Source organism: Parasphingorhabdus sp. (genome assembly GCF_059726685.1).
The window spans coordinates 1,147,795-1,170,602 of the sequence record NZ_AP041068.1; the positions used below are offsets into that span (position 1 = coordinate 1,147,795).

Annotated in this window: 22 protein-coding genes; 14 read left to right on the plus strand and 8 right to left on the minus strand. The window is 55.1% G+C overall.

What is annotated here, in order from left to right:
- Positions 1-29: 29 nt before the first annotated feature.
- From AC6I9Z_RS05740 to AC6I9Z_RS05780, 9 genes are all read left to right on the plus strand, one after another.
- Positions 30-704 (plus strand): hypothetical protein, encoded by a 675-nt coding sequence (locus AC6I9Z_RS05740; protein ID WP_461454194.1) that lies wholly within the window; start codon positions 30-32, stop codon positions 702-704.
- Positions 705-728: 24 nt separating this feature from the next.
- The gene (locus AC6I9Z_RS05745; RefSeq protein WP_461454196.1) at positions 729-2,096 is read left to right on the plus strand and encodes a hypothetical protein; all 1,368 of its coding nucleotides are present in this window, start codon (positions 729-731) and stop codon (positions 2,094-2,096) included.
- Positions 2,093-3,049 carry an AAA family ATPase gene (locus AC6I9Z_RS05750; RefSeq protein ID WP_461454198.1) on the plus strand — a complete coding sequence of 319 codons (957 nt, stop codon included), beginning with the start codon at positions 2,093-2,095 and terminating at the stop codon, positions 3,047-3,049. The genes AC6I9Z_RS05745 and AC6I9Z_RS05750 overlap by 4 nt, the downstream gene beginning before the upstream one ends.
- A complete protein-coding gene (locus AC6I9Z_RS05755) occupies positions 3,046-4,365 on the plus strand; it encodes a DUF58 domain-containing protein (RefSeq protein ID WP_461454200.1) in 1,320 nt (439 codons plus the stop codon). The genes AC6I9Z_RS05750 and AC6I9Z_RS05755 overlap by 4 nt, the downstream gene beginning before the upstream one ends.
- Positions 4,365-5,408, plus strand: a complete 1,044-nt coding sequence (locus AC6I9Z_RS05760) for a stage II sporulation protein M (RefSeq protein WP_461454202.1) — start codon at positions 4,365-4,367, stop codon at positions 5,406-5,408. Before AC6I9Z_RS05755 ends, AC6I9Z_RS05760 begins: the two co-directional genes overlap by 1 nt.
- Positions 5,405-6,352 (plus strand): RDD family protein, encoded by a 948-nt coding sequence (locus tag AC6I9Z_RS05765; protein ID WP_461454204.1) that lies wholly within the window; start codon positions 5,405-5,407, stop codon positions 6,350-6,352. The genes AC6I9Z_RS05760 and AC6I9Z_RS05765 overlap by 4 nt, the downstream gene beginning before the upstream one ends.
- 152 nt (positions 6,353-6,504) lie before the next feature.
- Positions 6,505-7,701, plus strand: a complete 1,197-nt coding sequence (locus tag AC6I9Z_RS05770) for an acyl-CoA dehydrogenase family protein (protein WP_461454206.1) — start codon at positions 6,505-6,507, stop codon at positions 7,699-7,701.
- Between the two features lie 34 nt (positions 7,702-7,735).
- Positions 7,736-8,875 (plus strand): acyl-CoA dehydrogenase family protein, encoded by a 1,140-nt coding sequence (locus AC6I9Z_RS05775; protein ID WP_461454208.1) that lies wholly within the window; start codon positions 7,736-7,738, stop codon positions 8,873-8,875.
- 98 nt (positions 8,876-8,973) lie between these two features.
- Positions 8,974-10,278 (plus strand): spinster family MFS transporter, encoded by a 1,305-nt coding sequence (locus tag AC6I9Z_RS05780; RefSeq protein ID WP_461454210.1) that lies wholly within the window; start codon positions 8,974-8,976, stop codon positions 10,276-10,278.
- Here AC6I9Z_RS05780 and AC6I9Z_RS05785 read toward each other — a convergent pair whose 3' ends face one another.
- A complete protein-coding gene (locus tag AC6I9Z_RS05785; protein ID WP_461454212.1) occupies positions 10,279-10,827 on the minus strand; it encodes a hypothetical protein in 549 nt (182 codons plus the stop codon).
- Entirely contained in the window at positions 10,827-11,567 is a 741-nt protein-coding gene (locus tag AC6I9Z_RS05790) for an SDR family NAD(P)-dependent oxidoreductase (protein ID WP_461454214.1), read from the minus strand. The genes AC6I9Z_RS05785 and AC6I9Z_RS05790 overlap by 1 nt, the downstream gene beginning before the upstream one ends.
- A 100-nt stretch (positions 11,568-11,667) precedes the next feature.
- On the opposite strand from AC6I9Z_RS05790, the gene AC6I9Z_RS05795 reads away from it, so the two are divergent.
- Positions 11,668-12,438: an SDR family NAD(P)-dependent oxidoreductase gene (locus AC6I9Z_RS05795; protein ID WP_461454216.1), complete on the plus strand. Its 771-nt coding sequence runs from the start codon at positions 11,668-11,670 to the stop codon at positions 12,436-12,438.
- Positions 12,439-12,446: 8 nt separating this feature from the next.
- Here the strand turns inward: AC6I9Z_RS05795 and AC6I9Z_RS05800 are convergent, their stop codons facing one another.
- The 5 genes from AC6I9Z_RS05800 to AC6I9Z_RS05820 all read right to left on the minus strand — a co-directional run bounded on the left by AC6I9Z_RS05800 (position 12,447) and on the right by AC6I9Z_RS05820 (position 19,197).
- A complete protein-coding gene (locus AC6I9Z_RS05800) occupies positions 12,447-13,409 on the minus strand; it encodes an XdhC family protein (RefSeq protein WP_461454218.1) in 963 nt (320 codons plus the stop codon).
- A 67-nt stretch (positions 13,410-13,476) separates the two neighbouring features.
- Complete coding sequence (locus AC6I9Z_RS05805) at positions 13,477-14,250, minus strand: SDR family NAD(P)-dependent oxidoreductase (RefSeq protein ID WP_461454220.1); 774 nt, start codon at positions 14,248-14,250, stop codon at positions 13,477-13,479.
- Positions 14,251-14,321: 71 nt separating this feature from the next.
- Positions 14,322-16,187, minus strand: coding sequence for a hydantoinase B/oxoprolinase family protein (locus tag AC6I9Z_RS05810; RefSeq protein WP_461454222.1), 1,866 nt, complete (start codon positions 16,185-16,187; stop codon positions 14,322-14,324).
- A 1-nt stretch (position 16,188) separates the two neighbouring features.
- Positions 16,189-18,246 (minus strand): hydantoinase/oxoprolinase family protein, encoded by a 2,058-nt coding sequence (locus AC6I9Z_RS05815; protein ID WP_461454224.1) that lies wholly within the window; start codon positions 18,244-18,246, stop codon positions 16,189-16,191.
- A 30-nt stretch (positions 18,247-18,276) separates the two neighbouring features.
- Entirely contained in the window at positions 18,277-19,197 is a 921-nt protein-coding gene (locus AC6I9Z_RS05820) for a hydroxymethylglutaryl-CoA lyase (RefSeq protein ID WP_461454226.1), read from the minus strand.
- Between the two features lie 63 nt (positions 19,198-19,260).
- Here AC6I9Z_RS05820 and AC6I9Z_RS05825 point away from each other — a divergent pair, with 63 nt between their 5' ends.
- A complete protein-coding gene (locus tag AC6I9Z_RS05825) occupies positions 19,261-20,442 on the plus strand; it encodes a CaiB/BaiF CoA transferase family protein (RefSeq protein ID WP_461454228.1) in 1,182 nt (393 codons plus the stop codon).
- 4 nt (positions 20,443-20,446) lie between these two features.
- On the opposite strand, the gene AC6I9Z_RS05830 is transcribed toward AC6I9Z_RS05825, so the two are convergent.
- A complete protein-coding gene (locus AC6I9Z_RS05830; protein WP_461454230.1) occupies positions 20,447-21,094 on the minus strand; it encodes a GntR family transcriptional regulator in 648 nt (215 codons plus the stop codon).
- Between the two features lie 130 nt (positions 21,095-21,224).
- On the opposite strand from AC6I9Z_RS05830, the gene AC6I9Z_RS05835 reads away from it, so the two are divergent.
- Genes AC6I9Z_RS05835 through AC6I9Z_RS05845 form a run of 3 tightly spaced genes read left to right on the plus strand, consistent with a single transcriptional unit; the run spans position 21,225 to position 22,806 of the window.
- Positions 21,225-21,977, plus strand: a complete 753-nt coding sequence (locus AC6I9Z_RS05835) for an aspartate/glutamate racemase family protein (RefSeq protein WP_461454232.1) — start codon at positions 21,225-21,227, stop codon at positions 21,975-21,977.
- On the plus strand, positions 21,977-22,408 hold the full coding sequence (locus AC6I9Z_RS05840; RefSeq protein ID WP_461454234.1) for a nuclear transport factor 2 family protein: 432 nt from the start codon (positions 21,977-21,979) through the stop codon (positions 22,406-22,408). Before AC6I9Z_RS05835 ends, AC6I9Z_RS05840 begins: the two co-directional genes overlap by 1 nt.
- The gene (locus AC6I9Z_RS05845) at positions 22,408-22,806 is read left to right on the plus strand and encodes a nuclear transport factor 2 family protein (protein ID WP_109355209.1); all 399 of its coding nucleotides are present in this window, start codon (positions 22,408-22,410) and stop codon (positions 22,804-22,806) included. Before AC6I9Z_RS05840 ends, AC6I9Z_RS05845 begins: the two co-directional genes overlap by 1 nt.
- Positions 22,807-22,808 lie beyond the last annotated feature (2 nt).

The following is a 22,808-nucleotide window of genomic DNA, read 5'->3' on the forward strand; positions in this document are numbered from 1 at the left end:
CTGCTGTCAGATTCTGCAACATCGGGAAAGTGGCACGAAACGCAGTAGTACAGGGTGATAACGAGAACGCTTCTTTCGATGCCGCGTGGAAAGACGTGCGCGGTGATGAAGAGATTCAATTTAACAATATCACGCCTGAACCACCGGAGCCGCCTCCCGAATGGTGGACCGATTTTCTGGAATGGTTGAGCGATGCTCTGGCCCCGGCTGCAGAGGGTCTGGTGGCGGCATGGCCAACCTTGCGGATCATATTAATCGTGCTGCTCGCGGCCGGTGTCCTGACTTTACTCTGGGTAATATTGTCGCCTTATTGGCAGGACTGGCGTAACCGCAAGCCCAAAGCGGAAGAAGAATGGAGGCCGGATCAAACAGAGGCGAGGCGTTTGCTCGAAGAAGCGGATGTCCTGGCAGACAAGGGGCAATTTGACGAGGCGGCCCATCTGCTGCTGTTTCGCAGCATTGAGGACATTGAGAAGCGTCGTCCCGATCTGCTTCGACCGTCCAACACATCCCGCGAGATTGAGCGATTTGACAGCCTGCCAGAAACGGCGCGGGCGATGTTCTCGATTATTGCAGGCCATGTTGAGCGCGGGATTTTTGCCGCGACCCCGATTGGAGAAGAAGGCTGGACTGCTTCTCGCAATGCCTATGGCGAATTTGCGCTAGCTGACAGCTGGCGCAAAACGAAAGCGGTTGTGAAATGAGCGAGCCCTCATGAGTGTGTCATTATGAGTGTTCAGGCCAATCCGTTCAAGCGCACGACCATCATGATCATGTTCGCTATCGGCTTCGCTGCTTTTGTTGCGCTGCTTTATGGCCTGGGTGCGGGCGACAACCTGTCTTCGGGCAGAAACGGTCAGGCGCATGGCGCATCAAATAGTCTGGTTGGCTACAAGGCTCTGGCGAACCTACTGGAAAAGACCGGCCGCGAGGTAAAGCTGTCCCGTTCTGCTGCCGCCATTGACGAACCCGGGCTGCTCATATTGACGCCCAATGCCTATGCCGAGGCGGAAAAGATCGCCGAAATCGTCCAAGAGCGCGCTTATGCCGGGCCGACAATGATCATTCTTCCCAAATGGCAAGTGGCAACGACAAATCTGGTCGGCATGGAGTCAAAAAAAGGCTGGGCTACGCGTTTGGGTACGGTGCCCGGTGAATCCGGCGTTCGCATGCTAAGCGACATTGTTGATGTCGAGCTTCAGACAATTCGCCCCGAAGAAGATCAAAAAGCCAATAAGGGCAAAAGCAAAGCCGTGATTGCGAGCGAACGGCAATCGACGCAATCCGATTTCAACCCGTCCGAAATCGCCAATAGTGCTGTTGGCGACCCAATTCCTTTGCCTGAAATTCATAACACCATGATCGGCGACTATCTCAGAAACATTGTCGAAGATCCGGAAAATGGCGAGTCTTTGATCGGCTATGTCGATGATGGCGGCATTTATGACAATCTGGAAGGTCTTGATCCTTCAGTCTTGACCGCGGACGACGAGATAGATTCAGCCTATTATCCGGTCGTCATAGTGGCGGATGCGGATTTGATGAACAACACCGGCATGGGTAATGAAAAGATTGCGCGTCATGCCTATGATCTTGTCACCGCGCTTCAAGCGCAGACAGATGGCCCGATCATATTTGACCTGACCCTCAACGGCCTTGGGTCATCCGACAATCTGTTGACGCTGGCGTTCAAGCCACCGTTTTTGTCAGCGACAATCTGTCTGATCATCGCAGCCCTGGCCGCTGCCTGGATGGCGTTCAACCGCTTTGGCCCACCGGTGCGGGAGCGTCGCAGTATCGATTTTGGCAAGACCGCACTGGTCAATAACAGTGCTGGCTTCATTCACCGGATGCGCCGCGAGCATATGGTTGCCGACCCTTATGGAGAAATGATCCGTGACGAGGCCATTCGCGCCTTGGGTCTGTCTTCAAGCGCAGATCGCGAGGAACAGAATCGTAAACTCGACATGCTGGGCGAAGTTGATGGCTACAGGTTCACGGCCTTGCTGAACAATCTCAATCAATCTCAAAACTCTCGCGAAACCGCCGATCACGCTGCGGCGCTCTATAATTGGAAAAAGGAACTCATCGGATGAACATCGGGGAATTGAAGACGCTGGCGGACAATATCCGCGCGGAAGTGGCCAAGGCGATTATCGGTCAGGAAGAGATTGTCGATCATCTGTTGATCGCGCTTTTCTCCTCCGGCCACGTTCTCCTTGAAGGACCTCCAGGAACAGCCAAAACGTTCCTTGCACAATGTTTTTCAGCGACTCTCAGTCTGGATTTCGGCCGTATCCAGTTTACCCCCGACCTGATGCCCGGCGACATTGTCGGCTCCAACCTGTTCAATTTCCAGACGAGCACATTCACCCTCACGCGTGGACCGATTTTCTGTGACTTGCTGCTGGCCGATGAAATCAACCGGACACCGCCAAAAACCCAGGCGGCGATGCTGGAGGCAATGCAGGAGCGTGCCGTTACAATTGACGGAGAGACCCATGATCTGTCCTCGCAATTCATGGTGGTAGCCACACAAAATCCGATTGAGCAGCAAGGCGTCTATCCGCTGCCTGAAGCACAGCTCGACCGGTTTCTGTTTAAGCTGCTGATCGAATATCCCGATGCCGAAGAGGAAAAGAAAATCGTCTCCCAATATGGCGAGCGTATTGGCGCACCGGGGCCCAAGGATTTTGGGATCAGCGCCCAGGTGGATGAGAAAACCCTGATCGCGGCTGCAGAAGTCGTGAAATCGGTCAAACTGGTTGAAGACGTCACCGACTATATCGTCCGGCTGGTTCGTGCGACCCGTGAAACCGCTGATCTGGAAAACGGCGCCAGTCCAAGGGCTGCGATTATGCTTGCGACCGCGGCGCGAGCAAGGGCGGCGATTTCGGGCCGCGACTATGTCGTGCCGGATGATGTGAAAGCGCTTGCTCCATCTGTCTTGCGGCATCGCACTCTGTTGTCTCCCGCTGCGGAAATTGAAGGCCGCCTTGTCGACACAATTATCGAAGCCTTGGTAGAACGCACGGAAGCGCCGCGTTGATCTACCCCACCGCCCGGGCTGTTTTCCTGATCGCTATTGGCGCGCCGGTTGCGGCGTTGCTTGCTGCGCTGATGCCGAACCTCTGGGCGATTGGCATAGCTTGGGCGGCTATGTTGGTCTTGCTGCTTGTCGTCGATGGCCTGATGGCTGCAAAGGCTGGCAATGTCCGGCTTGCCGTTCCCAATAGCACCGAAATAGGCGCACCGCTGGAGCTCGATCTGCAAGCTGAGTTTGCCGGTTTGATGACCCCTCGGCAAGTGAGTGGCAATCTGGGTGTGGATGACCGGCTTTCTGATACCGGCCGTATGGAATTTACGCTTGATCGTTCTGAACCGGGCGAGTTGACCTATCGCGGCGCGACAACGACCATACCGAACCGCAGAGGAACAGGGGATATCGGAAAGCTCTGGTTGCGCTGGAAAGGTCCTCTGGGTCTGGCATGGCGTCAGACCTCCAAGCAAAGTGATCAGTCCATCGCGGTCATGCCTAATATTTCAGCCGTACGCAGTCCAACCGTACAGATGTTCCTGCGGGATTCCGTTTTTGGTCTGTTGGCCCGCAAATTTCGCGGCGAGGGTAGCGAGTTTGAGGCCCTGACCGAATATCAGCCGGGTATGGATCGGCGGAGTATCGACTGGAAGGGATCGGCGCGGCACAGTAAATTGCTGGCCAAGGAATATGATACGGAGCGCAACAACCAGATTGTCTTTGCGCTGGATTGCGGATCGGCCATGTGTGAACCGATTGACGGCCTGCCGCGTATCGACCGCGCGGTGTCGGCGGCTTTGCTGACAGCATATATCACCTTGAAATCCGGTGATAAAACAAGCCTGTTCAGCTTTGCAGCAAAGCCGGAATTGTCGACGCCTTTTCTGTCTGGCAGCCGTAATTTTTACCGGATGCAGCAGGATGCCGCGACGATTGACTACCGGCATCAGGAAAGCAATTACACCTTGGCCTTGTCAGCACTTTCCAGCCGTTTGCAGCGGCGCTCGCTGATTATAATTTTTACAGATTTTACCGACCCGACCAGCGCGGATTTGATGCTGGAGGCTGCAGGACGGTTGATTGACAAACATCTGGTGCTGTTCGTGGTGCTGGAAGACAAGGAATTGTTGGAATTAATTGAGAAGAAACCGGAAAATGCCGAGGATGTAGCGCGCAGCGTGACCGCCCAGAGTCTGCTCGACCAGAAAAAGCTGGTTGTGACCCGGCTTCAGCATATGGGTATTGATGTGGTAGAAGGTGCGCATGATAATATCGGAACGCGCCTGATTAACAGCTACCTGAAAATCAAGCGGCGGGGTGCGATTTGATGGCAAGCGTGGCGACCGATCCCGACGTACAGCAGGCGATAGAATCCGCTGCCCTCAAAAGCGACCGCTTTCGTCTTGAACGGGAAGCCGACTGGATACGGCTGGAAGAAATTGTCACCAAGATGGAAAAGGGCAAGACCCGGCGGTTGAGTGATGAGGATGTGCTTGCGCTCCCGACGCTTTACCGGACATTGTTGTCGAGCCTTTCTATCGCTCGCGAAAGCTCTCTTGATGCCGGACTGATCGACTATCTCGAAGGCCTCGCGCTGCGGTCCTATTTCATGGTCTATGGCACCCAGACCAGTTTCGGCCGCTGGCTAAAGGGCTTTTTCGGCGGCGGTTGGAGCCAGGCTATCCGGGAGATCAAGCTGGACATCTGGATCGCGTTATTCGTGATGATCGCCGGGACCCTGATCGGCTATGCACTCGTCGCCGGCGATAGCGACTGGTATTATGCTCTCGTCCCCGGGAACTTTGCTGAAGTCCGGGTGCCGGGTGCCAGTGAAGAAGCTTTACGCGGAACGCTATTCGGTGCCGAGAAACAGGATGGCCTGGGCGTTTTCGCGGCCTATTTGTTCAGTAACAACGCGCAGGTCGCTATCCTCGCGTTCGCGCTGGGTTTTGCTTTTGGAATACCGAGCATCTTGCTGCTGATTCACAATATGGCCCTTTTGGGCGCGATGTTGTGGGTGTTCGCCCAGCGGGGTTTGACGCTGGAATTTGTCGGTTGGCTATCCATTCATGGCACGACCGAATTGTTCGCGATCCTGCTGGCCGGAGCGGCCGGTATTCATGTCGGGCGCTCGATTGCTTTTCCCGGTGCAAAATCCCATCTGACGGCTGCGAGCGATGCGGGCAAGCGGGCAGCTCTGGTAATGGCCGGTGTGGTGATCATGTTGATTTGCGCAGGTTTGCTGGAAGGTTTCGCGCGTCAGCTGATCAACAGTACCGCCCTGCGTTATGCGGTTGGCGGCGCAATGCTGACATTCTGGCTGGTCTATTTCTTTGTCTTTGGTCGTAACCGGACGGAGAGCAGGCTATGAACACGACAACAACCGATCCCTGGATCAGGCGATCAACCAATCCCAAGCTGGACCGGGTGATGGTTTCTCCGGAGGGCGTTCCACTTAATGTAACCGTTGCCACTGCCGGTGCACGCGCCGGCGCATTGACGCTCGATATCCTTATCATCTTAGGCCTTATCCTCGGTGTGACACTGCTGGGATTGCTTGTTTTGTGGGGCTTCGAGGCAGCTTTTGGTGCAGGTGTAAGTCTGGAAACAAGCGGCCCGTTAAACGTGGTCTTTGTCCTTTGGATCATCGCCGTGTTTCTGTTCCGTAACGCCTATTTCCTCTATTTCGAATTGGGTGAACGTGCGGCTACATGGGGTAAGCGCGCCGTCGGCATTCGGGTTGCAGCGCGCGATGGTGGGCGATTGACCGCAGAGGCGGTGATTGCGCGTAACATCATCCGGGATATCGAACTGTTTCTGCCGCTTGTGTTTATAACATCTGGCGAGGCCGAGGGCACGATGAGTGACTTTACGGCGTGGGCGGGCTTTCTCTGGGTTTTGATGTTTCTGCTCTTTCCCTTGTTCAACAAGGATCGTCTGCGCTGTGGTGATCTGATTGCGGGAACCTGGGTAATCCAGAATGTGAAGCGGAATCTGGGCGGCGTTGTGGCGCCTTCGGCCGATGCGAATGGCGCGGCCGCCGGGCAGGCGGCGGCACGTTACGAATTTTCGGACGCTGATCTGTCTGTCTATGGAGAGTTCGAGCTGCAGACGCTGGAAAGTGTACTCAGAACCGGAACCGACGAAGCACTGGAAACAGTGACGAAATCAATCTGCGCCAAAATTGGTTGGGAGCCTGGCACCGGTGATGAACGCATATTTCTGGAGGCATATTACACAGCGCTGAGAGCAAAACTGGAAAGCGGGATGCGTTTCGGAAAACGCCGGAAGGATAAATATTCCGCTGATATTTAATGAGTCGATTAAGCCGGTTCGGCGATTCTTGAAAGTGAATGTCCATGAGAGTCGCGCTTGCCGTAGCGTCACCTGCTACGGTCTTTAGATCAGCTTGTTTTCTGCGGTTTTTGGCGTATGTTGCGGCCAAATTCATCATTGGAGAGTCGGTCATGAACCTGGAGTTCACTGCAGAAGAAAAAGCTTTTCGCGACGAAGTGCGCAGCTTTATCGAGAATAATTACCCTCAGAATATCGAACGTGCGGCGGTTCAGGACGATATGAGCCCTGAAGATATGACCGCATGGCACAAAATTCTCGGCGAAAAAGGTTGGTCCGTTCCGGCTTGGCCTGAGCAATATGGTGGTACCGGCTGGACCCCGACACAGCGCTATATCTGGTCAGAGGAAAATGCACGTGTGAATGCGGTTATGCCGCTGCCCTTCGGCGTCGCCATGGTTGGCCCGGTTATCTACACATTTGGCAATGAAGAACAGAAAGCCAAGCATCTGCCGGGCATTAAAAGCGGCAATACCTGGTGGTGTCAGGGCTATTCCGAGCCCGGCGCCGGTTCAGACCTTGCGTCACTGAAAACAACCGCGGTGCGCGATGGCGATGATTACATCATCAATGGTCAGAAGACATGGACAACATTGGCGCAGCATGCCGATTGGGGTTTCTTCCTGTGCCGCACCGATCCCGATGCGCCCAAGCCGCAACAAGGTATCAGCTTCATTCTGGTGGACATGAAAACGCCCGGTATCGAAGTCCGCCCGATCAAGCTGATCGATGGCGGTTATGAGGTCAACGAAGTGTGGCTTACCGACGTGCGCGTGCCAGCGGAAAACCTGATTGGCGAAGAGAATAAAGGCTGGACCTACGCGAAATTCCTGCTGGCGCATGAGCGTTCTGGTATTGCCGGTGTGGCCCGTTCCAAGCGCGGTGTCGAGCAGCTGAAAGAAATTGCTCAGCATGAGATGCTTGATGGTGAGCCACTGCTTCAGGACATGGGTTTCGCCACCAAGATCAGCCAGCTGGAAATTGATCTCGCAGCTTTGGAAATTACCGAGCTACGGACGCTGGCCGGTGAACAGGCGGGTAAAGGTCCCGGCCCGGAAAGTTCCTTGTTGAAAGTGAAGGGTACGGAAATTCAGCAGCGCCTGACCGAACTGACGCTGGAAGCGGTTGGCCATTATGGCACGCCTGATTTCCGTAGCTTCCCTGCGGATGGGTCCAACGACTTCCCGATCGGTCCGGACTATGCGCACAGCGCCGCACCGACCTATTTCAACATGCGCAAGACATCGATCTACGGGGGGTCGAACGAGATTCAGCGTAACATCATCACCAAAATGGTCCTCGGACTTTAGATCCAACCCGCAAATATAATAAGAAAGCGAAACTATGGATTTCAATTTTTCTGACGAACAGAATATGGTTCGTGACGGTATTTCACGACTGGTTCGGGAACAATATGACTGGGATACACGCCGCGCCGTGATCGCCAGTGAATCTGGCTGGCGGCCGGAATTCTGGGCACAGCTTGCCGAACTGGGCATGCTGGCAGCGCCCTTCTCTGAAGAAGATGGCGGCTTTGGCGGCGGTGCGGTCGAAACCATGCTGATCATGGAAGAATTTGGCAAAGGCCTGGTGGTCGAGCCATTCATTCCCAGCGTGGTCTGTGCCGGCGGCTTCCTGAAACATGCCGGAACCGCGGCACAGAAAGAAGAATATCTCAGCGCGATCATTGGCGGCGAAAAGGTCTTCGCCTTTGCCTATGCCGAGCCGCAGGGCCGCTATGATCTGGCCAACCTGACGACCACAGCCAAGAAAGATGGCGACGGTTACTCGCTCAACGGCCACAAAGCGGTCGTGATCGGCGCGCCTTGGGCGAGCCATTTGGTGGTTACTGCGCGCACCTCCGGCGGACAGACGGATGCAGGTGGTGTGTCGGTATTCATCGTTGCCAAGGACGCTGACGGCGTCAGTCTGCGCGATTATGCAACCGTTGACGGTCGCCGCGCTTCGGAAGTCTATTTTGAGAATGTTTCGGTTCCGGGTGATGCCCTGATCGGGGAGCTCGACAATGGCCTGCCTCTGATTGAAACGGTTGTCGATGAAGCGACAGCGGCGGTTTGCGCCGAAGCCACCGGTGCGATGCAGGTAACCCATGCGATGACGCTGGAATATGCGAAACAGCGCAAGCAGTTCGGCGTGCCGATCAGCAGCTTTCAGGTGCTTCAGCACCGCATGGTCGATATGTTCATGGAATATGAGCAGTCGATTTCCATGTCCTATCTGGCAACAATCAAGCTGGATGAAGACGAAGCGGCACGCAAGCATGCGGTCTCGTCAGCCAAGGTCCGTATCGGGCAATCCGCCCGCTTTGTCGGCCAGTCGGCCGTGCAGACCCATGGCGGTATGGGCGTGACCGATGAAACGGCTGTCGGCAGCTATTTCAAGCGGTTGTCGATCATCGAAAGCGAATTTGGCAGCGTCGATCATCACATGCGCCGGCACGTCAAACTGACCGCTGCACAGTAAGGCAAACGCCATAACCCTATCACAAAAGGGGGTGCTGCCGCTCTGGCTGCGCCCCCTTTTTCGCGTTATCCCTCTTCTTCCCTAGGGAGGGGATAAGGATGGTTCAGCAATCTGCCGCGATGCCGGGCAAAACAACGGGCAATATATACCGCTACTATATCCTGTTTGTGATGATGCTGACCTATATGTTCAACATCACCGATCGCATGGTCATGTCGATCCTGATCGAGGATATCAAAGCGGACTTTGTCCTGACCGACACACAAATCGGTCTTCTGGCCGGAACGGCCTTTACTCTTTTCTATGTATTATTGGGGATACCGGCTGGCCGTCTGGCGGACCGGACCAATCGCAAAAAAATGATCTCGGTTGCGGTAAGTCTGTGGAGCCTGATGACTGCGCTATGCGGTGTTGCGACGGGTTTCTGGACCCTGTTCCTGGCCCGCCTGGGCGTTGGTGTCGGAGAGGCCGGTGGCAATCCCCCAGCCATTTCCATTCTGACCAATTATTTCCAATCGCATGAATTGTCACGCGCAATGGGCGTGTTCTCGGTCGGTGCCGTGCTCGGTCCCGTGGTTGGTTTTGTCGCAGGCGGGCTGCTCGCAGAGGCCTATGGCTGGCGCTGGACGTTCATCATTCTCGGATTGCCGGGCGTCCTGCTCGGTGTGCTGATCTATCTGACGGTCAGAGAGCCGGACCGCAGCCAGTTCTCCGAAGCCGGCGAGGAAACGACCAAAGCGACGACGCAGGAACCCTTCGCCACAACCATGGCTTCACTCTGGCGCAACCGGATCTTCATGCGCGTGGCTCTGGCTAACGCCCTGGCGGTCACGGCTTCTTATGCTTTTGCCATCTGGCTGGCACCCATCCTGATCCGCAATTTCGAGATTCCGGTGTCGCAGGTGGGTATCTATCTGGGTATTGTCTGGATTGCGGGCGGCGTTCCCGGGATGATCATAGGCGGCTATGTGACGGACAAGCTGGCCCTCAGAAATCCGAAATGGCGGGCGTGGTATTGTGCTATTGTCGTGCTGGTCGCGCTGCCACTGCTGTGCCTTTGCCTGCTGACCGATAACTTGATCCTGGCACTCATCCTCTATGCCGTTGGCTATGGCGTACATTCATCCACGCAAGGACCGGCTATAGCGATGATGCAGTCATCCGTATCACCGACCGAGCGGGGTACAGCCTCCTCGATAGCCAGTCTGTCCGCGACTTTTCTCGGCTATTTCATCGGCCCCGCCGTGGCCGGAGCGATCAGCGACAATTTGGCACCGGACCATGGCACGCTTTCGCTGAACTATGCGGTTATCGGGATTACGATATTGAGCCTGACCCTGGCGATACTGGCTTATCTCTATGCCGCCAGAGCCGTTCCAGATACGCCGCCCAAACCCGCTTGATCACCTTTCTACTATGATCCACCATCCGGCGAACGGGCGAGGCTTGTCGCCATGTTCCGGATAGCTGAGATGTCCGTCGATGCGATAGCCGCCATAATCATAGCGCAATTCGGGGATGGGGCTGTCCGGCTCAAATAACACGCGGTAGGCACGGCTGCGATGTTCCGTCTCGCCTGATGTGTCTTTAAACTCCAGCAGACCGCGATACTCCCTGCCATCAGACATTTGGATCACGGCAGCGCTGGCGCAACGCTCCGGCGGGAAATCCATTGCCTTGTTTAGCGGTGTATCATCGACAACCAAGACCATCCAATGAGCTGTTTCGTTTTTCTCCGCTTGGGTTCCGGTCATCGTCAGGATGCGGAATATATCGCCAGATCGCGACAAACCCATCTGCTCTTTTTCCGTAAGCGGTTTGCGATCCCCGCAATCGGTTGAGGCGCTATATTGATCATAGCGATAGCCTTCACGCTCCTCTGCTTGCGCCGGTCCCGCGATGGCTAGCCCCAAAAGGATCGATCCAGCGATCATGGTCTTGCCGCGAACCATTATAACAACAGTCCGCCGTCTGCGATCAGCGTTTGTCCGACAACATAGCTGGCGAGTGGAGAGGCCAGAAACAATGATAGTCCTGCCATATCCTCAGGATCACCAATACGGCCAACGGGAATATTCCGGATTGTTGCCTCCCGGCGTTTGGGATTTTCCGTTGTCACCGCCGTCATCTTGGTGGCGATCAGGCCTGGTGCAATGCCGTTTACCCGAATGCCATCAGGGGCCCATGCCTTGCCCAGTGTCCGGGTCAATCCCATCGCCCCGGTTTTCGAGGCATTATAGGCAGGATTGCCAACGGTCGCGTGAAAGGCGGCGGTCGAGCTGATGATGATCAGCGATCCCTGTGCCTTTTTGAGCAGGTCATGAAATTGTCCGGCAAAGGTCATCAGGCTGTTGAGATTGACCTGGATCACCTTGGCAAAATTGTCCGGTTCAAATTCCTGCCTCTTGTAAAGTACCATGCCTTGCGAACAGATGAGCACATCCAGACGATCGAAAGTCTGCCGATAGGCGGCAATGGCGACGTCGTCGGCCGCATCGACCTGCGCATAATGCAGGCCTTCCAGATCAGAGCCTTCGTCCTTGGAATAGTCATCGGTCCCGGCACGGGTGCCGGTGACATGAACCTCCGCACCGCATTCCCGGAAAGCCTGTGCCGTGGCATTGCCGATTCCGCTGGAGCCGCCAATGACGGACACTATTTTATCTTTATAATCCAGAGATGCATTGATCATGTCTATCCTCTTCCTTTTGCCCCTATGCAAAGCGATATTGGCCGAGCCAATGGCGATGGTCTAGAGCCTATTGTGATAACGCATCATCCAGAGGATAATTATGGACATTCCCTTCTCACTCGCAGGTCGGACCGCGCTGATCGCCGGGGCATCATCCGGACTGGGCGCCCATTTCGCAGAATTATTTGGTGCGGCAGGTGCCAATGTTGTGCTGGGCGCGCGCCGTACGGATCGCACGGCCGAAGTAGCAGAGAAAATTGTGGCAGCCGGCGGCAATGCATTGGCGGTGCCTCTCGATGTCACGGATGAGACATCCGTCATCGCCGCCTATGATGCAGCAGAAGCAGAATATGGCACGGTGGATTCGATTGTCGCCAATGCCGGGTTCAGTGAACCGGGACGAACCACCGAACTGCCGCTGGCTGACGTGCAGCGGCTGGTGAACACAAATTTCATGGGTGTTTATGCGGCCGCCCGGGAAGGGGCCAAACGTCTGATCGCCAACGGCAGCCGTGAGAAGGAAAACGGACGTGTCACCATTGTCGGTTCGATAACCTCCCGACTGACCGCCAATGGCGACAGCGCCTATGCCGCGACAAAAGCCGGCGTAACCCATTTGGGGCGAAATATGGCGCGCGAATGGGTGCGGCAGGGGGTCAATGTGAACACCATCCATCCCGGCTATATCGCCACCGAAATACAAGGCGATTGGTATCAGACTGACGGAGGCAAGGCGCAGATCGCGGGTTTCCACCGCCGCCGTTTGCAGGACATGGCGTCGCTTGATGCGATGATGCTCTATTTTTCATCAGACGCGTCGAGATCGGTGACGGGCTCGGATATGGTCGTGGATGACGGCCAATCTCTTTGAGGCAGTCGCTATAGTGCTATATGCCCATGCGTCCGGCTGAACTTGCTGTGATAGGTTTCGATTATCTCCGTCAGCGTGGATAACGCCAGCGTTGCCGGATCACGCGTGGACGGGATGATACCAATGGGCGCTTTCATGCGTTTGATGTCCTCGTCGCCGACGCCGATGTCGCTCAGCAATGCCTTGCGCGTATCGTGGGTTTTGAAACTGCCCATCGCGCCGATGTAGAAGGCTGGTGATTCCAGCGCCTGTTTCATCAGCTCCGCTTCCCAGTCATGGTCGTGAAAATAGAAGACACAGGCGGTCCATGGGTCGGCCTGATAATGGTCAGTCGCCGCCGGGGTTTTTAGCAGACTGACGGTACCGCCCTGTTCGGTAACACGTGCCACTATGTCGGTATCAGGCGACAATATTTCGCAGTCGAGTCCATAGGATGCCGTGAGACTGGCGAGATTCTCCACCACTGCGCCATGGCCGAGGATCACGATTTTCGCGGGAGGGACATGATTGACATGGACCCATGATCCTGCGCTGATAACGGCTTGACCCTGTTCGGCTGGCGTACAGCTTAGCGCCCCTGTTTCGCGGTCCATGCTGATGGTGAAGGGCTGTCGTTCCTCGACTGCATTATGTAGTTCTGTTGCGGCCTGCGCATCTGGCAAGGGCGTAAAAAGCAAATCGATACCGCCACCACAGGGAAGGCGAATGTCGAGATAGGGCGAACCCGCGCCAAAGCGGACCTCGCGTGGTGCACCTGCGCTGATGCAATCGATGGCTTCCGCGATCACCGCCGTTTCGATGCAACCGCCGGAAAAGGACCCCGCGGCACTTCCATCCGCTGCGACTGCCATATGCGCGCCGGGATTGCGGGTGGAGGCGCCTGTGACCGCCGTCAGCGTCACAAGGGTGCAGTCCAGACCGGTCTCGGTCTTGTCTTTCAGAAACTGGAATATCGGAAATATATTGTTCAAGCGCGCTGCAATCTATTGTTTTATAGATGCTAGCCCAGTTTGGCGGATCCCTGCAATCTTTCCTTTGCTACCGACCTCCGGTCACGAACAGGCATTGGCCGGTGACCCAGCTGGCGGCAGGCGAGGCCATATAGATGACGGCGGCGGCAATATCATCTTCGGTGCCATAGCGCTGCAACGGGATGCCAATATGCTTGAGCAATTTCTCGCGGTCCTCTTCGGATTTTACCCCCATGGATTCGTCAAAATTCTCGGTTGGGATCGGGCCGGGCGCTACCGCATTGACGCGGATTTTCGGGGCGAGTTCGAGCGACAGGGTGCTGGTCAGGCTGTTCACCGCCGCCTTGGATGCGCCATAAGGTCCGTTCTTAATCTGTCCGCCAAAGGACGCGCGGGACGAGGTATTGATGATCACGCCGCCGTCATCCTGCATATGTTTGGCGGCGACGACAGCACCCATCCAGACGCTTTTGAGGTTGAGGTCAATCTGTGCATCCCAGTTGGCTTCTGGTGTTTTGGTGAGATAGCGGGGCGTACCATCGGGCAATCCGCCGGCATTGCTGACCCAGATTGTCAGTTTGCCCAGCTCTTCGACGGTCCGTTCGGCCAGATGTTCGAGCGCCGCCATGTCGGTGACATCGGTGGCGACGGTTATCGCCCTGCGACCCAGCGCGCGGATCTCTTCCGCCACGGCTTCCAGATCGCCTGCCGTTCGGGCGGCCAGCGCCACATCCGCGCCGGCTTCCGCCAGACCCAGCGCGATGGCGCGGCCAATACCCTTGCCAGCGCCGGTGACAACCGCAACGTCACCTTCCAGTTTGAAATTGTCCAAAATGCTCATGTGCAAAGCTCTCCCTTGCCGCCGTGATGATCGGCGGCAAGGGGGAAGTCCACTAGCAGAAGGATGGGTGGCTATGCGGCGGCATGTCCCGGTTGCACGGGCGCGGGTAGGCCGGTTTCCTCCAGACAGTTGGTGCGCAGCGTTTCGATATCCGGTCCGAAGTTAAACGGGCTGTCGGTTTCGATGATCCGGTTTGCCATATCGGCACGCAACCTTTCCGTAGCGCCTGTGTCAACTTTTCCGTCATCCGCGACGACCACGCCATATTCGCGCGCGCCATCAACCGTGACCAGTCCTTGGCGGATTTCCAGGGCTACCAGCTCGGGATCGCGCTCCAGCGGGCTCCCCCATCCGCCGCCGCCCCAGGTGATGAAGTGCAACTGATCACCCTCTTCCACGGTGACTTCCTCAACTTTGTTCCCGATGATGGTGCTGCTGCCATCCTCTTTCTCCAGAATTTTCCGCGCACGCTTGCCCGGCTCACCGCCATTCACGCCCCATGGCGGAACGAACCAGCGGTCATCATGGATAGAGATCGTGCCGGATGCGAGGAAGCGATAGGTGAGGTAGATACCGTTACCGCCACGATGCAGCCCCGCTCCGCCGCTATCCGGTGCTGTCTCGTAGCGCTCAATCCGCAGCGGGAAATAGCGCTCCAGAAACTCGTTCGGCACATTGGTAAAGCCGGGCCATAGCGAATGCCCATCCGGTCCATCACCCAGCGGCCGTCCCGGAATGCCGCCAAAACCAATCTGAAAGAGCTGAAACCAGTCACCTTTCTTGTCATTGCCGGAATAGAATAGATGCGGTGAAGACGAGAAGCCAGCGGCATTGAGGAATTCCGGCGTCTTCTGCCCCAATAAACCGCCCAATATGTCAAAAATCCGGCCAAGCGCATGGGTGCGACCCGATAATGCAGCGGGGAATTTCGGCTTAAGGAGTGACCCCTCAGGAATCCGTACATCAATCAGATCATAGAAACCGTCATTGAACAGGATTTGCGGGTCGAAAACCATGATCATGTAGATGCCGAAGAACATCTTGAACATATTTTCGTTAAGGAAAAAGTTGATCGAAGCCCCGCTTTGCGGGTCTGTCCCTTCAAAATCCAGGATGACCTTGTCGCCTTCCCGCCGCATCGTGCATTTGATCTTGTAAGGACCGGCACCAATGCCATCGTCACAAATATAGTCTTCAAAACTGACCGGCTCTTCACCAATTGCCTGGCCAATAAGGGTTTTCATCGCCCTGTGATTGCGCGCCAGCAACTCTTGCGTTGCAGAAACGTAGACATCGTCACCAAATCGTTCTGCCATTTCGATGACGCGCCGGGCGGCTACGCGGCAGGATGCGATAATCGCGTTGAGATCCGCCTGACACCAATCCGGCTTGCGCGTCTGGTGCATGACAAGCTTCATCAGATCCTCGTTATACTCGCCCTTTTTCCAGATTTTCACCGGCGGAATACGCACGCCTTCTTCAAAGATGGACTTGGCGTCAATCGGCATGGAGCCGACAACCTTGCCGCCAATGTCAGATTGGTGTCCAAACATTGCGGTATAGGCAATCAACCGACCATCCTTGAATATCGGCAGCAAAATCAGCCAGTCGTTATTGTGGCTAACCGCACCCTCGCAGCTATAGGGATCGGACAGGAATATCATGTCACCGTCTTCCAGCGTGCCGTCAAATTGCCGCAGGAAGCCATCGATAAAGCTGCCGAACTGGCCAACGATCATCTTGCCGGTGTGGTCTGCGATCAGCGGGAAAGCATCGCCCTGTTCCCTGATGCCGGGAGACATGGCCGTGCGAACCAGTGTCGCGTCCATTTCAATGCGCGCATTACGCAGGGCGTTTTCGATAATGTCGAGTGTAACCGGATCTATGTCGATTTTCTCAAACGGCGTGTCATTGGTTTCAATGATTGTTGCAGGCATTTTATTGTCCCTCCGCCAGATTGATAAGGATATTGCCGACTGCATCCACTTCACCGACACAGCCTGTTTCGATGAGAGTCGTCGAGTCCATCTCCACAACGATCGCCGGCCCAGTTATGACATCACCCTGTTTGAGTTTGGCACGATCGTAAATCGCCCCGTCCTGTTCTGCGCCATCCATCCACAATTTATGATCGCGGATTTTGGCATCCGATGGGTCGCCATTACCCTTTGGTAACTCGGCGGCTGGTAAATTGAGTGATTGCCCCAGAGCCACGGCGCGCAGGTTCACAATCTCATGCGGTGTATCCATGTTAAAGGTGAAGAGGCGGTGATGCTCTTCGTCAAAGCGGGCCAAAATGCCGTTAATCCCATCGTGATCCAGCACTTCCGGTGTGATAGTCAATGGCACCTCAAAAGCCTGTCCGGCATAGCGCACATCAACTTCAAACTCGCTGGTAATGTCTGCCTCCGCAACGCCATCAGATAGTAATTCCGCGCGGGTTTGATCGGCCATTTCCTTCAGGATCGCGATCAGCTCGGATGCTTTCGTCGTGGTTGCAAGGCGAGAGAAAGAGCGCGCCGTTTCTGTACGCATCCGCGTGGTTGCGTCGCCGAGCGCACAGAGTACACCGGGAGATACCGGCGATACCGCTGGCCAGCTGCCCATCAGCTTGGCAACCGCGTTAACGTGCAGTGGTCCTGCTCCGCCGAAACCCATGAGGGCGAAGTGGCGAGGATCATAGCCTTGTTGGACCGAGATCATTCGAAGTGCGCCGAACATATTTTCGTTTACAATATCGATTATGCCGCGCGCAGCTGACATTAGGTCAATGCCCAGTGCATCGGCGATTTTTTGAACCGATTTCTTGGCACCTTCGCGGTCGAGTTGGAAAGAGCCGCCGAGCAAGTTTTCCGGCAAATACCCAAGAACAACATTGGCGTCTGTAACCGTCGGTTCTTCGCCGCCTTTGCCATAGGCGACCGGCCCCGGCACCGCACCTGCCGATTGCGGACCGACGCGCAAAGCTCCGGTTAGTTCCGGCACATAGGCAATCGAACCGCCGCCAGCGCCGACTGTTTTCACGTCCAGCGAAGAAGCGCGTACCGACAAATGGCCGACTTCAGTCGTTCGCACCCGCCTCGGTTCCAGATTTTCGATGAGCGCCACATCGGTGGAGGTGCCGCCAACGTCGAGCGTCAGGATATTTTTCAGACCTGCATTTTTTGCCACCCAGACAGCACCAGTAACGCCGCCAGCGGGACCGGACATCAGAATGTTGACCGGATGCTCTTCCGCCTTCTGTGAAGACATTAGGCCGCCGTCCGAGCGTAACAGCGAGAAGCGTCCTGCCATTCCGGCGTCAGCGAGCTTGGATCGCAGATTTGAGACATAGTGGCCCACGACGGGCCGCACCGCTGCATTGGCAACCGTGGTCAAGGTCCGCTCATATTCCTGCATCTCAGGAAGCACCTCATGGCTTAGCGAATAGGGGACATCCGGCATTTCAGCCGCGACCATCTCGCCAATCCGGCTTTCGTGCGCGCCATTGGTATAGGCGTTCATTAGCGACACCGTGACGGCTTCCACACCCTGATTTTTCAGATGTGTGATGGCTTCGGAAACGCTGCTTTCATCCAGCCGGCGGACTTCGTTACCATCGGCATCCATGCGCTCTTTCACGGTCACAGTGTCTTCCAGCGCCGCTAGCGGCTGCGGCTTTGGCCAGATAATCCAGGCAGCAAGACCACCGGGCACAAAGCTCCGCGCAATCTGCATGATATCGCGATAGCCCTCGGTGGTTATAAGGCCGACTTTTGCGCCTTTCCCTTCCAGAACGGCATTGGTGGCGACAGTTGTCCCGTGGAGAAAATATTCGATCTCGCTGGCTTGCACGTCGGCATCGGTACAAATGGCGTTCACGCCGTTCAAGATACCTTCGGAGCTATCGTGGGGAGTGGACGGTGTTTTGGTGCGCCAGAATTGTCCGGTTTCATCATTGAACAGCAATAGATCGGTAAAGGTTCCCCCGACATCAACGCCTAGTCGATACCCCATATATCATTCTCTCTCTTGTAATTTATGCATTCAGGCTTCGGCTCTTGCGACAAGCGATGGCAACGGCCGTTTCATTATTGTTTCAAACCACTGGTTGGTGGCGATGGCTTTCGTTAAATCGACGCCATGCCCGATCGCGGAACGGTCGAGCAGGTTGATCAAGTCCTCGGTCGCTATGTTGCCGGTGGCGTTAGGAGCGAACGGGCAGCCACCGAGACCGCCAAGACTGGCATCGAGCGTAGAAACACCCGACCGGACCGCTGCCCAGGCATTTGCGATTCCAGTATTGCGCGTGTCATGAAAGTGCGCGCGCATCGTGATATGGTCGGATAAAATTTCGCTGAGACGCCCGAACAAATCCTCGACCTGTCCGGGCACACCGACCCCGATTGTGTCGGCTAGCGCAATTTCGAGCGGTTCTTCCTCGGCCATTTCACTTGCGATATTCAGCACGGTCTCAGGCGGGACATGGCCTTCAAAGGGGCAACCAAAGGCGGCCGAGATCGTAACCTGCGCCTTTAAGCCTTCCCCCTTGGCAAAGCGGATCATCTCGCGATTCTCCCTTATGCCCTGTTCAATGGTCTGGCCCTGGTTCTTCTCACCGAAAGTATCGCTTGCGACGATCACACAGCCGGCTTCATCAATTCCGCGCTTACCGCCTTCTTTCGTCGCAAGTCCGCGCAAGACGCCGCGCTTGTTGAGGCACAGGCCGATATAGGACATGTCGTCACGATCAGGAAGGCCAGCGATAACGGTCTCGGCGTCTGCCATTTGCGGGACACGCTTGGGATGGACGAAGCTCGCGACCTCCATCCGGCGGATACCGGCGTCGATCATGTGATTGATCAGCCCCAGCTTGTCCGCGGTCGATATGATATCCGGCTCGTTCTGCAGTCCGTCACGCGGACCGACTTCGACGATATCGACAGATATGGGGTTTTCATGAGCCATAGAAATTGTATACAATCCATATTGTGCTTTGTATAGCAAAAGCATCATGCAGGAGGTTTTTTAATGGCGCAAGGGGCACTGGCCGGGCTACGATTGATTGAAATGGGGCAGCTTATTGCTGGACCATTTTGCGGTCAGCTAATGGGTGATCATGGCGCGGAAGTAATCAAGATCGAACCCCCAAAGGTCGGTGATGCAATGCGCAGCTGGGGGCAGGGGATACCGCTTTGGTTCTCGGTTGTCGGGCGAAATAAAAAGTCGATCACGCTTAACCTGCGCGAAAAAGAAGGTCAGGAGATTGTAAAAAAACTGGTCGGGAAAAGTGACTTTCTGCTGGAAAATTTCCGCCCAGGCACGATGGAAAAATGGGGCCTGGGCTATGATCAGTTAAGCGCGATCAACGAAACGCTGATCATGATCCGCGTCTCCGGCTATGGGCAGACAGGTCCTTATGCCTCGCGCGCAGGCTATGGTTCTATCGGAGAGGCAATGGGTGGTATGCGCTATATTGCCGGCGAACCCGACCGTCCGCCAAGTCGCGCCGGTTTGTCGATCGGTGATTCTCTGGCGGCAACCTATGCCTGTCTTGGCGCAATGATGGCGCTGCACCATCGGCATGTGACTGGCAAAGGCCAAGTCGTTGATTCGGCAATTTACGAAGCAGTTTTGGCCAATATGGAATCGACCGTCGCGGAATATACAGTTGCGGGTCATATTCGTGAAAGAACCGGTTCTATTCTGCCGAAAATAGCGCCATCCAACGTGTATGAGACCAAAGACGGAAGCGTCCTGATCGGCGGCAATCAGGATAGCGTCTGGAAACGCATGTCGGCGATGATGGAGCAACCGGAACTGGGCGATGACCCTCGTTATGCCACCCATGTTGCGAGAGGTGAAAACCAGACTGAACTGGACGACCTGATCAACGTCTGGACACGGACTTTGACCAGTCAGGAAGTGTTGGACCTGTGCGAAGTCAATGGCGTTCCGGCGGGTAATATCTTCCGTGCGCCGGAAATGCTGGCGGACCCGCATTTTAAAGCGCGGGATGCATTGGTAAAAATGGATCATCCCCAGCATGAAAATTTCGTTATGCAGAATGTCGCGCCGAAATTGTCCGATACCCCTGGCGGCGTCGAAACGATCGGCCCTGATCTGGGGGCCCATAACGAAGCGATTTATGGAGAATTGCTGGGTATGGACAGCGCCAAGATCAGCGACCTTCGGGAACGTGGTATCATTTGAAGCATCAAGATTTCGGTGTTGCGGTAACACTAAATGAATGAAACGCTCTGCGAATGTGACTCGTCATAACCGATTTTGCCCAGTCTGCATCCTTGGCGGCAAAAGCAGCGATAAGCTCGTCATGATCAACAGCTGACTGATGAAGCTGTGTTTTTGAATATTGTTGGGCGGTCCGCCGAACCACCGGCTGTTCGACCAACGCCGGCATCAGCTTGCTCAGGCGCGGTGATTGCGCGCATTCCAATATCAGATCATGAAAGCGCCGATTCGCTTCAAGAAAGGCCGTTACGTCAGGTGGTGACTTTTTAATTGCCCGTTTGAGTTCATCGTTGATGCCGCGCAACGCGTTTAATGCATCGCCGTCAATCCGCCGTGCCGCACGAGCTGCTGCATGCGCCTCCAGCATTGCCCGAAGGGTGAACATCTCGTCGACCTCGCCTTCGGACCAATCCGCTACCGAAAGGCGTTTGGATGCGCTGCGGATAACCAGCATCTCGTTTTCTAGCCTGCGGACGGCATCTCTTACTGGCGTTCGCGAGACGCCCGAGATTTCAGACAGCTTTTCCTCCGTCAATTGCATACCAGGCACTGCCTCTCCCTGCAGGATGAAGGAGCGTATTTTTTGATAAGCAGTTTCAGATGCGCGGCTCATATCTAACACATTACCTCAAATTTGTTTGCGGACAAGATGGCCAAACAAGATTGATAGTGGAAACCAATTTCTCCTTGACGGGTATGAATTGTATACAATAGAGGTTGCTGGGAGGGAATTGTCAATCGCTATGCCTGAAACATATCGTATAAAAGTCATCGTTCCGATCCCAATGGATGAAGCCGGTGTTGCTGCCCGCGCGGAACAATTGCCTGCTGATTTCGTTCGCGACGGATTTGTACCTGAATTTGTGGCGGTACCTTGGGGTGCAGCTTTGGGTGACAGCTATCATGATACCATGTTGATGGACTGGACTGTGTTTCAGGCTGGCATCAAAGCCGAAGAAGAAGGTTATGCCGGTGTCCTGATTGATACCGTTAGTGATAGTGGCATGAGAGCCTTGCGATCTCGTCTTTCCATACCCGTCGTCGGTCCCGGGGAGGCGGCTTTTGCGGCTGCAATGATGTTGGGCAAGAAATTTACCGTGCTGACTATGTGGCCGGAGTGGTTCCCGCTCTACGAGAAGACGTTGAACGAATATGGCTGGTGGGATCGTGTGGCTTCACTGCGATCCATAGATACGCGGCCCGACGTGACCGAATTGCTTGCTGGCAAAGAAGAGGTGATCTTCGACAAACTGAAGGCCGAAGCGACGGCAGCAATGGAAGAGGATGGTGCGGATGTGATCGTACTCGGTTCAACAACCATGCACCAGTCGGCAAAATATCTTGATGACAACATGCCGATCCCGGTGCTGAACCCCGGACAGGTCGCCTACAAGTTTTTGGAAACGTTGATCGAACTTGGGCTCACCCACAGCAAAAAAGCGTTTCCTGCGCCCGAAGTGCCCAAAGACGATGATATCAGAAAAGGATGGTATTAATGGCTGACTGGACCCCCGGCATGGCAGGACAAGTGCCGCTGCCCTATCCCTTTTACGTCGATATCGTGACCAAGCGCTATTTTGACGGTGTCGATAACAAGAATATGACACAGGTACTTAGCTGTTTTGCACCAGACGCGATTTTGCATGAAGCGACATCCAATACGATTCATGAAGGTCGCGATGCCATTAGAGCTATGTTTGAAAAGCTGTTCACGGATTTTGAGTCCATTTGGCATGGCAACTTTGTTCATACCGCTGACCCCGATACCAATACGATCTGTTCGCAATTCACGGTATTGATCACGCCCAATGGTGGTGAACAATTGCGTTATGAGAACTGCAACCGCTTCTATTGCAAGGACCGGCTGTTCCAGCATGTTTTCGTTTATATGAGCGGCGACAATCTGCTCAAAGAGGGAGACGCCTGATGCAGTATGAACCTGGCCCTTCTCGTGCAGAACTAATCGAATTTGCGACGAAAACCTATTTTGGCAATGTCGATGCGAAAGATATGGATGCTACGCTGGCGTGCTTCCACGATGAGGCTCTATTCTGCGTCCAGACCAGCTTTACGCGTCATGCAGGCAAGGCGGAAATCAAACGTATGTTTGAGGATTTTTTTGGTGCCTATGAAACCATTATTCACCGTGATTTTACCTGCACTGTTGACGAAGCCAATGGCCGGATCGCCGCCAGTTTTGTGGCCGAGCTGACGGACGCGGACGGTAATGTCACGTTGTTAAACAACACAAATTTCTGGCGCATGCGCGACGGAAAATTTCAGGAAGTCTATGTCTATATGAGCGGGGAGAATGTCCTCGTTTAACG

Excerpts from the sequence above, each read along its gene's own strand:
- AC6I9Z_RS05835 (WP_461454232.1), top strand. The coding sequence starts at position 21,225 with ATGCCTGAAACATATCGTATAAAAGTCATCGTTCCGATCCCAATGGAT.
- AC6I9Z_RS05825 (WP_461454228.1), top strand. The coding sequence starts at position 19,261 with ATGGCGCAAGGGGCACTGGCCGGGCTACGATTGATTGAAATGGGGCAG.
- AC6I9Z_RS05830 (WP_461454230.1), bottom strand. The coding sequence starts at position 21,094 with ATGAGCCGCGCATCTGAAACTGCTTATCAAAAAATACGCTCCTTCATC.
- AC6I9Z_RS05760 (WP_461454202.1), top strand. The coding sequence starts at position 4,365 with ATGGCAAGCGTGGCGACCGATCCCGACGTACAGCAGGCGATAGAATCC.
- AC6I9Z_RS05820 (WP_461454226.1), bottom strand. The coding sequence starts at position 19,197 with ATGGCTCATGAAAACCCCATATCTGTCGATATCGTCGAAGTCGGTCCG.
- AC6I9Z_RS05770 (WP_461454206.1), top strand. The coding sequence starts at position 6,505 with ATGAACCTGGAGTTCACTGCAGAAGAAAAAGCTTTTCGCGACGAAGTG.
- AC6I9Z_RS05775 (WP_461454208.1), top strand. The coding sequence starts at position 7,736 with ATGGATTTCAATTTTTCTGACGAACAGAATATGGTTCGTGACGGTATT.
- AC6I9Z_RS05790 (WP_461454214.1), bottom strand. The coding sequence starts at position 11,567 with ATGATCAATGCATCTCTGGATTATAAAGATAAAATAGTGTCCGTCATT.
- AC6I9Z_RS05845 (WP_109355209.1), top strand. The coding sequence starts at position 22,408 with ATGCAGTATGAACCTGGCCCTTCTCGTGCAGAACTAATCGAATTTGCG.
- AC6I9Z_RS05745 (WP_461454196.1), top strand. The coding sequence starts at position 729 with ATGAGTGTTCAGGCCAATCCGTTCAAGCGCACGACCATCATGATCATG.
- AC6I9Z_RS05840 (WP_461454234.1), top strand. The coding sequence starts at position 21,977 with ATGGCTGACTGGACCCCCGGCATGGCAGGACAAGTGCCGCTGCCCTAT.
- AC6I9Z_RS05815 (WP_461454224.1), bottom strand. The coding sequence starts at position 18,246 with ATGGGGTATCGACTAGGCGTTGATGTCGGGGGAACCTTTACCGATCTA.
- AC6I9Z_RS05750 (WP_461454198.1), top strand. The coding sequence starts at position 2,093 with ATGAACATCGGGGAATTGAAGACGCTGGCGGACAATATCCGCGCGGAA.
- AC6I9Z_RS05765 (WP_461454204.1), top strand. The coding sequence starts at position 5,405 with ATGAACACGACAACAACCGATCCCTGGATCAGGCGATCAACCAATCCC.
- AC6I9Z_RS05795 (WP_461454216.1), top strand. The coding sequence starts at position 11,668 with ATGGACATTCCCTTCTCACTCGCAGGTCGGACCGCGCTGATCGCCGGG.
- AC6I9Z_RS05785 (WP_461454212.1), bottom strand. The coding sequence starts at position 10,827 with ATGGTTCGCGGCAAGACCATGATCGCTGGATCGATCCTTTTGGGGCTA.
- AC6I9Z_RS05810 (WP_461454222.1), bottom strand. The coding sequence starts at position 16,187 with ATGCCTGCAACAATCATTGAAACCAATGACACGCCGTTTGAGAAAATC.
- AC6I9Z_RS05780 (WP_461454210.1), top strand. The coding sequence starts at position 8,974 with ATGGTTCAGCAATCTGCCGCGATGCCGGGCAAAACAACGGGCAATATA.
- AC6I9Z_RS05805 (WP_461454220.1), bottom strand. The coding sequence starts at position 14,250 with ATGAGCATTTTGGACAATTTCAAACTGGAAGGTGACGTTGCGGTTGTC.